Raw genomic sequence first — 11,854 nt, 5'->3', positions numbered from 1 at the left:
TATCATCATCACCACAGCATCATTCAACCAGATCAATAGCACGGCATTTTAAATTCCATTTGCTTAAACGTTAAAGCAATACCTTATCCACAAAAAAATTAACACGTTTATGAAAAGTTGCCGGCAATTTATGCCCATCCAGCAAAGCACGTCCAGGAAAAAATGGATCAGCTGCTTCTTTTTCTTTTTCGTCTTCACGGCCGCCGGTTACGGCCAGAAGGTCATCACCGGTAAGGTGTCCGCGGAAGACGGCAAACCTCTGTCTGAAGTGACCATCGTGGTGCAGGGCTCTCCCGTGGGCACTACTACGTACCCGGACGGCACTTACGCCATCAAGGTGTCGGGGAACGATGCCATGCTGGTGTTTACCTACGTAGGGTACGAAACGCAGGCCATTACGGTGGGCACTAACGCGGTCATCAACATTGCCATGAAACAGCAGAGCAGCACGCTGGGAGATGTAGTGGTGGTAGGTTTCGGCAAGCAAAAGAAGGCAACGGTAACGGGCGCTATTTCCAGCGTGCCGGTGGCCAATCTGCAGCGTATTGCCACGCCTTCACTCTCCAATGCGCTGGCAGGCAGCATGCCGGGCATCATTACCCGCCAAAGCTCCGGTGAGCCGGGGTATGACGGTGCGGCCGTGTTCATCCGCGGCTTCGGCACCTGGGCCAACAGGGCGCCGCTGATATTGGTAGACGGCGTGGAGCGGGATATCAACAACATCAACACGCAGGAAATAGAGAGTTTCTCCATTCTAAAAGACGCTTCCGCCACCGCGGTGTACGGCGTAAGAGGGGCTAACGGCGTTATTCTCATCACCACCAAAAGAGGCGCCACGGGCAGGCCGCGCGTGGTGTTCCGCACGGAGCACGCCTCCCTGCAAGCCATGCGGCTGCCAAAATATATCAACGGCCGGGAATATGCCGGGCTGATCAATGAAGCGCTCACCAACAACGGGCAGCCGGCGCGCTATACGGAAGACGAGCTGCGCAAGTTCCGCGATCAGTCAGACCCCTTCATCTACCCGGATGTAAACTGGACGGACGCGGTGCTGAAGGAAAATACTTACCAGACCATCAACAACCTCAGCGTATCAGGCGGCAATGAAATAGTCAAATATTATACGAACGTGGGGTATACCATACTGAACGGCATTTATAAACAAGACCCCAACAACCCTTACAAAACGAACGCGCAGATGAAGCGCTACAACTTCCGCTCCAATGTAGACATCAACGTGTCCAAATCCATCAGCCTGGAGCTGGGCATTGGCGGTATCATTCAGAAAGGGAACTACCCGGGTACGCCCGCCCCGCGTATTTTTGACGCATTGAAAGTGACCTCTCCCATCAATTACCCCAAACTGAACCCTGACGGGTCTGTTGCCGGCGCCTCTACCTCCTACCTGCAAGACAACCCCTGGGGGCTGGTAACACAGGCAGGTTATACGCGGCAAGACAGGAATACGCTGCAGGGCACCTTCGGCGGTAGATGGGACCTGTCTTCACTGGTCACAAAAGGCTTGTCTGTACGCGGTCTCTTTTCTTATGATCATCATTACGCCGCTTCTACAGACCGCATCAAACCATACGCCATCAAACAGTACACGGAAGATGCTGACGGCAACGGCAAATACGCCATTATCCGCGAGGAACAGCCGATGCAATACAAGCTGAACAACCAGGCCAGCCGCACCTATTATACAGAGCTGGCGGTGAACTACAACCGGGCTTTTGGAAAAAATACCGTTACGGGCATGATACTGGGCAACCGCCGGGAAAACATAGACCTCACCGCGGGCGTGCCCATCAACAACCTGCCTTACCGCAACCAGGGCCTGGCCGGGCGTATCACGTATAACTTCGATAACCGCTACCTGGCTGAGGTGAACGCGGGCTACAACGGTTCCGAAAACTTCCCCGAAGGCAAGCAGTACGGCTTTTTTCCATCCATCTCCGCCGGCTGGATCATCAGCAACGAAAATTTCTGGAATGTCAGCGCCATCTCCAACCTCAAGATCAGGGGCTCTTACGGCCAGGTGGGCAATGACAAGGTGATCGCAAACCGGCGGTTCCTTTTCCTGACTACCATTAACCGCTCCGGGCAGTCTTATTTCTTCGGGGACAACCAGCGTTTCTACCAGGGCTTTGAAGAAGCGCAGATCGGTAATGATGACGTAACCTGGGAGGTGGCCACCAAATCAAACATCGGGTTTGACCTGGAGCTGTTCAATGGCAAGGTGAACCTGCAGGTAGACGGGTTCAGGGAGCAGCGTGACGGCATTATGATACAACGTGGCGTCATTCCCCGCGTAACCGGCTACTACCCCTGGACGTTGCCCTACGCCAACCTGGGCAAGGCGGAAAACACCGGGCTGGACGCTATGCTGGAAGTGAAGCATACCACGCGCGGAGGCTTCTATTACAACTTCCGCGGCACCTTCACCTACGCCAAAAGCATCTGCACGCAAAACGACGACCCTACACCGAAATATGCCTACCAGTCGTTCGTAGACCTCCCCATAGACCAGCCCATGGGGCTGATAGCCCTGGGTTTCTTCAAAGACCAGGCGGACATAGACCGCAGTCCCCAGCAGAAATTCATGGACCAGGTGAAACCGGGAGATATCAAGTACCAGGATTACAACAATGACGGGGTAGTAGACGATTATGACCGCGTGCCCATCGGCTACCCCCGCACGCCGCAAATGGTATACGGCGCCGGCGCCAGCTTCGGCTACAAGGGCTTTGAGCTGAGCGTGTTCTTTACCGGCGCGGCCAGGGCCAGCCTGTTCGTAGACGGGCCTTCTATGTACGCTTTCCAGATGGGGCTGGGCACCTACAGCATCCTGCGGGAGTATTACGACAACCGCTGGACGCCCGCTAACCAGCAGGCCAAATACCCCCGCGTATCGCCCTACCAGAACCCGAACAACAACAGAACGTCTACGCTCTTTCTGCAGGATGCCAGCTACCTGCGGCTGAAAAGCGCGGAGATAGCGTACAACTTCAAAGTTGCCGCCCTGAAAAAACACGGGCTGGATGATATCCGCCTGTTCATCAACGGGTATAACCTGGTTACCTGGGATAAAATAAAAGTGATAGACCCGGAATCCAACTACGGCACCGGCGGCTACCCGCTGCAACGTAGCATCAACTTCGGCGCACAGTTATCATTTTAAAACACCTTTAAACTTACAAGATGAACAAGCTGCTTGTTTTTACCGCCATACTGTTATTCACGGCCTCATGCACCAAAGACTATCTGAAAAAGGCGCCTGACGAAGACCTTGATATCAAAAAGGTATTTTCGGAAAGAAAATTCGCGGAGTCTTTCCTTTCTTCCGCCTACCACAACATTCCCGTGATGCTGGGCGCGGCAGACTGGGACCAGCGAAATCCCTACACCGGGGCCAGTGACGAGATGGAGATCACCTTCCTGGGCGCGTACTCCCACCTGCTCAACTCCGGCGCCTGGAGCGCCAACGATTATTATCCTGACATCTGGGGATTTATGTACGAAGGCATCCGGAAAACCAATATTTTCCTGGCTAACGTAGAACAGGTGCCGATGGACGAAGCCGAAAAGAAACGGTGGATAGGGGAGGCCACCTTTCTGCGCGCATTCTATCACTTCATGCTGGCCCGCATTTACGGCGCCATTCCCATTGCAGACCATCCCTACGCGCTGAGCGAAGACTACTCCGTCATCCGCCGCCAGCCGGTAGACAAGGTGATCGATTTCATTGCCGCGGAGTGTGATAAAGCTGTACCCCTGCTGGACTGGCGCGTAGGGGCAGACCAACTGGGCCGAATTACCAAACCGGCAGCCATGGCGTTGAAAGCGCAGGCGCTGCTGTACATGGCCAGTCCATTGTGGAACGGCAACCCTGACTATACCAACATCAAAGACAAGGAAGGCGTACAGCTCTTCCCCGCTTTTGATAAAGAACGGTGGAGAAAGGCCGCCGTGGCGGCCAAAGCATGTATAGACGGCGCAGAAGCTAACGGCTACCGCCTGTACCGCTCTGCCGGCAACGACCCCGTGCGCAACTACCAGGAAGTGTTCATAGAGCGCAACAACGTGGAAGTGCTGTTTGCCCGCAATGCCGGGGAGCACTCGCATTTTGAGCGCTGCAGCAATCCCATCGGCTTCGGCGGCTTTTCTATTTTCTGTCCCACGCAGGAGCTGGTAGATGATTATGAAATGGCCAACGGGGAACGCCCTATCACCGGCTATAACGCAGACGGGTCTCCCGTTATCAACCCGGCTTCAGGGTATGTTGAAACCGGGTATGCGGCGGCCAAACACCCGCAAGACTATTACCCCGCGGGTGTGCGTAACATGTACGTAGGCCGTGAGCCGCGCTTCTATGCCAGTATCAATTTTAACGGCGCCATCTGGAAGGGGAGGGGCATACAGTTCTGGTTTGAAGGGCTGGACGGGCGTAAACGCGCCGGGTCGGATTATTGCATCACCGGCTACCTGATGAAAAAAATGGTGAACCCTACTTCCGATATCTTCCAGAACAGGTTTTCGCTCAACACTTTTATTTATTACCGGCTGGGAGAATTGTATCTTGATTATGCAGAAGCGCTGAATGAAATGGACGGCCCCGTGGCAGACGTATACAAGTACATCAACCTGGTACGTGACCGCTCCGGCCTGCCGGGCTTGCCCGCCGGGCTCACGCAGGATGCCATGCGGGAAAAGATACGCCATGAGCGGCGCATAGAGCTGGCCTTTGAAACGCACCGGTACTTTGATACGCGCCGCTGGAAAATAGCGGCGGCTATTGACAGTAAAGAGATCCACGGCATGAACATCGGCGCGGGAACGGCGTTGAATGATAATAACTTCTACAAAAGAACGGTGGTGGAAAAACGGGTGTTCATTGCCCCGAAACATTATTTATGGCCTATTCAGCAGGAAGAGATCAACAAGAACAACAACCTGGTGCAGAACCCGGGGTGGTAACGTACAAAAGAAACAATATGCATAACAACTTCCGCGCACGGGTGGCCTCACCCGTGCGCAAATATTTACTGCTGGCCCTGCTGCTTTGCACTGCCAGCGCCACGCAGGCGCAGTGGCTGCGCCGCGACAGCACCATGTGGGGCATCCGCAACGGCATGGTGGTGGGCCTTTGGCCGGGCGCCATCGAGAACCTGAAGCAGGGCGCCAACGGCGGGCCGCGCGGCTTGCTGCGCATCGGCTATGAATATATGGGGCTGGTGTACCACATTAACTACATGGCGGTAGAGCCTGTTGTAAACGGGAAAATAGAGTTCAGTGAAATTTCGCCCTCTGCGTCAGACGGGAAATGGGGCAAGCTGATGTGGGTAACGGATACCTTTCATACGGCAGACAGCATCGGCTTTTACCTCCAGATGGAAAAGTTTGCCAATGGCGCGCATCCTTACCTGAAAATCACCATCTATAAAAACCGCCCTGAAGAGCTGTGCATCGAAGTATATCATCACGCCGGCAGCGCGCCGATGGACCGTTGCGGCATTACCGCCACCATGGGCAATTACTCGCGGTTGAGAAGGCTGCACCTGAAAGACACGGTCATCAGCTCCCGCCGCCTGTACGAAGGTTATAACGGCATAGACTTCATCGAGAAAAAGCCTTACCCTGCCGCACAGATGCTCCGCCATGCCAACGGTGACCTGCTGGTAATAGCCACGCCAGATGAAACATTTGCCGAGCTGGCCGCATGGCCGCAGGAAGAAGCTTATATGAAACGGTGGAACTGGCGCTACCGGCCGTTCTACATGTTGAGCCAATACTGGCGGAAAGAAAAGGAACAGCTGCAGCCTTCCCTGCAGGTGCGTGTAAATGGCCGGGCAAGGTATTGGAGCGGCGGCAGCAGAAATGTGGAGCACTATATTGCCATACCCGGCGGCCCTTCCTTTGAGAATTTTGAACTGCGCGAAAAATATGTGCCCGGCCAGCGCTTTTATTTTGGCCTTAGCCGTAAAACGGCAGCAGAACTGTTTTCCCCCTTATGAGGAAGGCAGTTCTGTTGCCGGGGCCGGCAGTGCGTGCCGCCATGCATAGTAGGCTACTACCGCAAAGCAGACCAGCGGCACCGCATATGCCAGCTGCACATTGTAATAATAAGCTACTGCGCCCAGCCCCAGCGGCACCAGCGCGCCGCCTACAATAGACATTACAAGAAAAGCGGAACCTGTTTTCGTTTCATTCCCCAGGTCTTTAATGGCCATAGAGAAAATAGTGGGGAACATGATAGACATGAAGAACTCCACCAGCAGCAAAAAGTACACACCCGCCAGGCCGCCCTGCAATACACAATATGCCAGCAGCAGTACGCATGCCACGCTGTAGGCCAGCAGCAGCAGGCGGGGAGATGTACGCTGCATGAGGAAGGTGCCGGCATAGCGGCCCACCATAAAACAAAGCAGCAGCATGCCCAGGAAGGTAGTAGCTTCCATTTCCGGCATGCCGGCGCTGAAGCCCGCGTAGCGGATAAAGAAGCTGGAAATGCATACCTGTGCGCCTACGTAGGCAAACTGCGCAATAACGCCCCAGCGGAAGTGGGTGTGGCGGAACACGCGCAGGTTGAGGCTGAAGCCGCTGCCATGCTCTTCCTGCACCTTCGGGAAATGCACCAGCCTGAAAACCAGCGCCACCACCAGCAGCACGCCGGCAATGGCCAGGTAGGGCGCCTGTACGGAGCGGGCTTCAGACAGCAGGTAATTGTTGAGCGCGTCAGGGCTCATGGCGCTTAATTGTTCCGGTGAATATTCCTTGCCGGACAAGATCACCTTGCTCAAAAAAAAGGCCGCCACAAAGGCGCCCAAACCGTTAAAGGCCTGCGCAAAGTTGAGGCGCTGTACAGAAGTTTCTTTGGGGCCCATCACGGTAATGTACGGGTTGGCGGCGGTTTCCAGGAAGGTCATGCCTGCCGCTACCAGGAACAGCGCAAAGAGGAACAGGCCGAAAGAGCGCATCTCTGCTGCGGGAAAAAATAACAGGGCGCCGGCCGCCGCTATCAGCAAGCCGGTGATGATGCCCGTTTTATAACTCCATTTACGCATCACCCAGGCTGCGGGCAGCGCAAAAAAGAAATAGCTCACCCAGTAGGCGGAGTCTATGAAGGCAGACTGGAAATCGTTGAGCTGGCAGGCTTTGCGCAGGTGCGGTATCAGCACGGGTATGAGGTTGCCGGTCAACGCCCATAAAAAGAACAGGCTGATCACCAGCACGAAGGTGATCTTTACCGCGCCGTTGCGCTTTGCGGGAGCCAGCGTATCGTTTTTCATTTCAATTGTGGAATCCATAAAGGAGGTGTTTGAGAATGGCTAATGCAATGTGGCTACATGGTTCACCAGCGTGCCGATGTGGTCTATGCTGATCTCCACCCGGTCATCGTCTTGCAGCGTAAAACTGTTTTCCGGTACCAGGCAGGTGCCGGTCATCAGGTAACACCCGTCAGGAAAGGCGCAGCCGCGGAAGAGAAAATCTACCAGCTCCTGGTGGCTGCGCTTCATCTGGCTGATGGGCACATGGTCTGCATACTGCTGCACTTCTCCGCGGTAAATGGCCATTTTGATCAGCGTATCCGGCGGGATGGGCGCATCTGTTACCAGCAGGCAGGGCCCCAGCCCGGCGCATTTTTCATACACTTTTGCCTGCGGCAGGTAGAGCGGGTTTTCACCTTCAATGCTGCGGGAGCTCATGTCGTTGCCCACGGTGTAACCTTCAATGGTGCCGTGGCTGCTGACAAAAAGCGTCAGCTCCGGTTCGGGCACGTCCCAGGAAGAATCTTTGCGGATGTACACCGTTTGCCGGTGGCCTGATACGCGATGGGGCGTGGCCTTGAAGAATATTTCAGGCCGCTCCGCTACGTACACCTTGTCATAGAAAGTAGCGCCGCCGGAGTCTTCAGATTCTTCCATGCGCGCGGTGCGGCTGCGGAAGTAGGTAACGCCGGCGGCCCATACTTCCTGCGTGGCGATGGGCGGCTGCAGGCCCGTGGCAATGATCTTTTCGGCAGCCGTCTTGTTCATCGGGGCCTTGCCCAGCAGGTCTGCCATGACGCATTGATAGAGGTTTTTCCTGTTCACAAAGCTGTTCCAGTCTGTGAGGAAGGAGTAGTATTGATGCTGGTGGTGAACCAGCAGCGCACCTTCGGTTTTATAAAGAAGAATGGTGTTCATGTATCGTTATTTGGTTTGGAGGAATTGTTGCACGTCTTGCAGCGGCAGTTGCCATAAGAGCTGCGCCAGTGCTTGCAGCGCATCCCTGCTGCCTTCAAAATGCAGGGTGGCCTGCCGGTAGTTGATGGATTCGCCGGGCTGGAGCGCACGCGCGTCTGAAGAGGATTCTACTTCGTAGAAAGGCCCCATCTGCGAGCCGTCTGCCAGCGGCCCGTCGTTATAACAGTTCACGGCGTCTCCCCTGAACGGTTCCTTCTGCAGCTCCCATTTGGAATTGACGTAGCGGCCCGCGGGCGCCACATCGTACAGCAATACCGTGAGCGTATTGTTTTCCAGGTCTATGCTGCCGGCGCCTGGTTTGGCTACCAGCGGGGAAAGCCCCAGCTTGCCGCGCGCCTTGCCGTCTGCCCGGAAAAGCAGCAGGCTGTCTTTGATGGAAAGGCGTTCCGGCGCAATCTTGCCGAAGTAATCGTCAGTGATATGCGCGCGGGCATCGGGCAAATGGCGGAACGGGGCTACTACTGCGGTCTGGTCAGAGGGTTTGAACATGCCCAGCAGCCAGATGCTGATGAGGCCGCTTTGTTCCTGCCAGGCGCTGTCTCCCGCATTGGTGAGCACGTTTTCCGTTTCATAGGCCACGTAGCGGAGGCCTTCCGGCAGGGCAAAGCCCAGTTTGGCGGTTACGGCCTGCTGGTCAAGCAGGCGGATGGTGCGGTTGATGTTGAGCTGGAAGGGAGTGCCGGAATAGTTGATGAGGCGGCCGGCATATTGATAGGTAACGGCGGTGGGGGAGGAGGATTGTATCACGTAATGCGCGGTATCTATCAGCCCCGGCGTTTGCCAGTGGTCGAAATCAAAAGGTTTGCCGGGCGGGAAGAAAAGGGAATACTGCCCGCCTTCAGGCCCCAGCCAGAAACGTTCTTCACCGCCGAAGGCGTTGATGTGCGGGTTGAGCTGGCCGGAGGCTACCAGGTCATAATTGATCCAGCCGAAGCTTTTGCCGGCGTCACCACCGGCGGTGCTGGTCATTACACGTGCCTGGTAATCTCCCGTTACCACTACGCGCGCGCTGTCTCCGCCGCTGAGCACTACCACGTTCTGCAGGTGCTTTTGCAGAAAGGCCACGTCTTCCCCGAAGGTGGAAGGTTTGGCGTCTTTTTTCTGTGCCGCCTCATTACAGCCAATGGTGCCTGCCAGCAGGCAGCCCGCAATGATTTTCATTTTCATAACTATGGTATTAAGATAATTTACAGGGATACGCCTCTTTTCCATGGTATAAAATCGTCTTGTTCCAGCAATTGCGCTTTGGCGGTGTAGTTGCCGCTGGCCGTTTCAATCACCAGTTCCATAATGCGGGCGGCCACTTCGTCAATAGACTCTTCTCCGCTGATGATGGTGCCGGTGTCAAGATCTATGATGTCTTGCATTTTGTTGGCCAGGCGGGTGTTGGTGCTCAGCTTGAGCACCGGTGTTACCGGGTTGCCCGTGGGCGTGCCCAGCCCGGTGGTGAACAGTACCACGTTGGCGCCTGCGCCCACTTCCGCCGTGGTAGACTCTACATCGCTGCCGGGTGTGCAAAGCAGCGCCAGGCCGGGGTGCTGCACGCGGCCGGGGTAGTCTATCACATCGGTAACAGGGGAGGAGCCGCCTTTTTTGGCTGCGCCGGCAGATTTGATAGCGTCTGTGATCAACCCGTCACGGATGTTGCCGGCGGAAGGGTTGGAGTCAAAACCGGAACCTACTGCTTCGGCCCTGCTGGCATATTCCCGCATGAGCTGTGTGTACCGCGCGGCCAGTTCCGTGTTGATGCAACGGTCGCTCAGCTCCTGCTCCACGCCGCACAGTTCAGGAAATTCAGAGAGTATCACGGAGCCGCCCAATGCCACCACCATATCTGACACACGGCCCACGGCAGGGTTGGCGGAAATGCCGGAGAACCCGTCAGACCCGCCGCATTCCATGCCTATGATCAGCTTGCTCAAGGGCGCAGGCTGGCGTTGCTGTTTGTTGGCTTTAACCAGTCCTTCAAAGGTGAGCTGCAGCGCCTGTTCCATCAGTGCCTTTTCTGACCCTATCTTTTGCTGCTCCAGGCAGATCACGGTTCTGTCAAAGCCCGGCGCCCGTTTTTCGATCTCTTCTTTCAGCATGTCCAGCTGCGCGTTCTGGCAGCCCAGGCTCAGCACGGTGGCGCCGGCCACGTTGGGATGGGTGATGTAACCGGCCAGCAATCCACAGAGCGTGCGCGCATCGTCTTTGGTGCCGCCGCAGCCCAGGGTATGGCTGAGCAGCTTGATGCCGTCTATATTGGGAAAAGCCCTGCTCTTTACCGTGGGCTGCCCGGTGCTGTCTGTATTGCGGAGCAATTGCTGCAGCATGGTTTCGTAAGGGTTGTGCCTGGCATATCCCAGTTCTTTTACGAGCACTTTATGCAGCGTTTGCACGTTGCGGTTCTCGCAAAATACCATGGGAATGATCACCCAGTAGTTGCCGGTGCCCACGCGGCCGTCTGTACGGTGATAGCCCATAAACGTGCGGTTGGCCCAGCGGCTGACATCGGGCACGTCCCATTGTGTATGCCTTTCTTCTTTTACGGCAAAGCTGCCGGAGGCGTGGCGGATGTTTTTGGTGGTTACCAGTTCCCCGGCAGGCAGGTTTTCGTTGGCAATGCCAACCAGCACACCGTACATGATCACGTGGCCGCCTTCGGCAATGGCCTCACCGGTGAGCTTGTGTTTGGCCGGCACGTCCCGCAGGGCGGTAATGCCTGCTGCGGTGGTGCCGGCGGGAATGTCCTGCAAGGCTACCCATACATTGTCTTTCGGGTGTATTTTGATGATCTGTTGGCGCATGGTGTTTGAATGTTGAGTGGATGATTACAGGGCCCTGTCCAGGTGTACATAACCGCCGTCTACATGTATCAGCTGCCCGGTGGTATGGCTGGAGCGGGAAGACAGCAGGAACGCCGCCATGTTCGCAATTTCTTCCGGGGTGGTCATGCGTTTTTCCAGCGGTATGCCGGCCAGGATGCCGGCCAGCTTTTCTTCCTTGTTGTCAAACGTATTGATCCAGGATTCGTATAACGGCGTCCATGATTCCGCTACTACAATAGCGTTCACGCGGATGCTGAAGGGCAGCAGCTCTACAGCCCACTCCCGGGTAAGGCCGTTACGCCCGCCGTTGGCGGCGGCGTAGGCGGAGGTGTTGCCCTGGCCGGTTTCCGCCGTTTTGGAGCTGATGTTCACAATAGGCCCTTTGCTTTTTTTCAGGTAAGGCAGCGCGTGCTGGGCTACCAGGTAGTAATGTACGAGGTTGCGGTGGAGGGATTGCATGAAGGCTTCGTACGAGCCGCCTTCCAGCCCTACGCCGTCATTAATGCCGGCGTTGTTCACCAGCCCCTCTATTCTCCCGAATTTTACCGCAACGGCGGCTACGGCCTCTTTACAGGCTTCCGGTTCCGTCAGCTCTGCTGTTACCTGCCAGCCTTTGCCGCCGGCTTTTTCAATATGGGCCAGGTGTTGCAGGTTGTCTGCTTCGTTTCTGCCAATAATGACGGGGAAGGCGCCTTCCGCCGCCAGCACCGCTGAAATGGCTGCTCCAATGCCTTTGGCGCCTCCTGTCACAATAATGATCTTGTCTTTTAAACCCAGGTCCATAAAATTGTTTGAGTG

The 11,854-nt window shown here is 55.8% G+C and carries 8 protein-coding genes; 3 read left to right on the top strand and 5 right to left on the bottom strand.

Annotation, left to right across the window (positions count from 1 at the left end; translation table 11 throughout):
• Positions 1-109 precede the first annotated feature (109 nt).
• The 3 genes from ABDW36_RS16025 to ABDW36_RS16015 are packed head-to-tail and all read left to right on the top strand — an operon-like array spanning position 110 to position 6,014.
• Positions 110-3,181, top strand: coding sequence for a TonB-dependent receptor (locus ABDW36_RS16025; RefSeq protein WP_343702933.1), 3,072 nt, complete (start codon positions 110-112; stop codon positions 3,179-3,181).
• Between the two features lie 20 nt (positions 3,182-3,201).
• Positions 3,202-4,977 carry a RagB/SusD family nutrient uptake outer membrane protein gene (locus ABDW36_RS16020; protein WP_343702932.1) on the top strand — a complete coding sequence of 592 codons (1,776 nt, stop codon included), beginning with the start codon at positions 3,202-3,204 and terminating at the stop codon, positions 4,975-4,977.
• A 17-nt stretch (positions 4,978-4,994) separates the two neighbouring features.
• Complete coding sequence (locus ABDW36_RS16015; RefSeq protein WP_343702931.1) at positions 4,995-6,014, top strand: hypothetical protein; 1,020 nt, start codon at positions 4,995-4,997, stop codon at positions 6,012-6,014.
• Here ABDW36_RS16015 and fucP read toward each other — a convergent pair.
• The 5 genes from fucP to ABDW36_RS15990 are packed head-to-tail and all read right to left on the bottom strand — an operon-like array spanning position 6,009 to position 11,839.
• Complete coding sequence (gene fucP, locus ABDW36_RS16010; protein WP_343702930.1) at positions 6,009-7,307, bottom strand: L-fucose:H+ symporter permease; 1,299 nt, start codon at positions 7,305-7,307, stop codon at positions 6,009-6,011. The genes ABDW36_RS16015 and fucP overlap by 6 nt on opposite strands.
• A gap of 21 nt (positions 7,308-7,328) precedes the next feature.
• Entirely contained in the window at positions 7,329-8,186 is an 858-nt protein-coding gene (locus tag ABDW36_RS16005; RefSeq protein ID WP_343702929.1) for a fumarylacetoacetate hydrolase family protein, read from the bottom strand.
• Between the two features lie 6 nt (positions 8,187-8,192).
• Positions 8,193-9,413 (bottom strand): DUF6786 family protein, encoded by a 1,221-nt coding sequence (locus ABDW36_RS16000; protein WP_343702928.1) that lies wholly within the window; start codon positions 9,411-9,413, stop codon positions 8,193-8,195.
• 20 nt (positions 9,414-9,433) lie between these two features.
• Positions 9,434-11,035, bottom strand: a complete 1,602-nt coding sequence (locus ABDW36_RS15995; RefSeq protein WP_343702927.1) for an altronate dehydratase family protein — start codon at positions 11,033-11,035, stop codon at positions 9,434-9,436.
• A 24-nt stretch (positions 11,036-11,059) separates the two neighbouring features.
• Positions 11,060-11,839: an SDR family oxidoreductase gene (locus ABDW36_RS15990; protein ID WP_343702926.1), complete on the bottom strand. Its 780-nt coding sequence runs from the start codon at positions 11,837-11,839 to the stop codon at positions 11,060-11,062.
• Positions 11,840-11,854: the final 15 nt, after the last annotated feature.

This window comes from Chitinophaga sp. (assembly GCF_039596455.1).
In the GTDB taxonomy this organism is placed as follows: Bacteria; Bacteroidota; Bacteroidia; order Chitinophagales; family Chitinophagaceae; genus Chitinophaga.
The sequence above is the reverse complement of the archived record's forward strand: the minus strand, read 5'-3'. Positions and strand labels throughout refer to the sequence as shown.

Coding starts and splice junctions, on each gene's coding strand:
- ABDW36_RS15995 (WP_343702927.1), bottom strand. CDS start 11,035: ATGCGCCAACAGATCATCAAAATACACCCGAAAGACAATGTATGGGTA.
- ABDW36_RS16015 (WP_343702931.1), top strand. CDS start 4,995: ATGCATAACAACTTCCGCGCACGGGTGGCCTCACCCGTGCGCAAATAT.
- ABDW36_RS16020 (WP_343702932.1), top strand. CDS start 3,202: ATGAACAAGCTGCTTGTTTTTACCGCCATACTGTTATTCACGGCCTCA.
- ABDW36_RS16000 (WP_343702928.1), bottom strand. CDS start 9,413: ATGAAAATGAAAATCATTGCGGGCTGCCTGCTGGCAGGCACCATTGGC.
- ABDW36_RS15990 (WP_343702926.1), bottom strand. CDS start 11,839: ATGGACCTGGGTTTAAAAGACAAGATCATTATTGTGACAGGAGGCGCC.
- fucP (WP_343702930.1), bottom strand. CDS start 7,307: ATGGATTCCACAATTGAAATGAAAAACGATACGCTGGCTCCCGCAAAG.
- ABDW36_RS16005 (WP_343702929.1), bottom strand. CDS start 8,186: ATGAACACCATTCTTCTTTATAAAACCGAAGGTGCGCTGCTGGTTCAC.
- ABDW36_RS16025 (WP_343702933.1), top strand. CDS start 110: ATGAAAAGTTGCCGGCAATTTATGCCCATCCAGCAAAGCACGTCCAGG.